This window comes from Seonamhaeicola marinus (assembly GCF_008085455.1).
Window position 1 is genome coordinate 1 of sequence record NZ_VSDQ01000730.1, and the last position, 589, is coordinate 589.

At 32.6% G+C, this 589-nt stretch carries 1 pseudogene; it reads right to left on the reverse strand.

The annotated features are described in order from the left end of the window. Window positions 1-177: 177 nt before the first annotated feature. Window positions 178-589: pseudogene (locus tag FUA24_RS23225) on the reverse strand (hypothetical protein); the annotation flags it as partial.

Below are 589 nucleotides of genomic sequence, written 5' to 3' on the forward strand. Positions count from 1 at the left end.
TCACTGCATCTTTAGAGGCTACAAAACTAACACCGTTTATTTTTTCAACTTGCGCTGTACATGATTGTAGTAACAGTAATAAAATTAGGAGCTTATATGTTTTCATTTTAAAAAAAATACAGCTCCTAAAGTACTATTAATTAATCCCCAAAACAAGTTAACTTTTACTGTTATTTATTAAAACAAGGCTCTTAAACCTATATTAAATGTTTGCCCCAAGCCAGAGCTTTTACCTCTTACAAAATTGGTGTAAAGCGCTTCAATATTTAAAACTTTGGTTAATTGGTATTTTGCACCACCACCAACGGCTGTAAAATCTTGAGAGAAATCATTACCTAAATCTAGCAACTGCGAGTGTTGTGCCAAGGCTAAAACTGTAAATTTATTACTTGGGAAATAACTTAAAAATACGCCTGGTGTTAAACGTAAACTGTTATTTGCAAAACTGCCCTCAAGTGAGGTTGAAAAATCTGGAGTGTACACATCTTCTTTCCCAAAGTTAAACTCTGTATTTAGCTCTGAAAAAATTTGCCAATCGCCACTTCCAAAGGTATAATCATAAAAAAATCTATTTTGAAAGATAAACCCT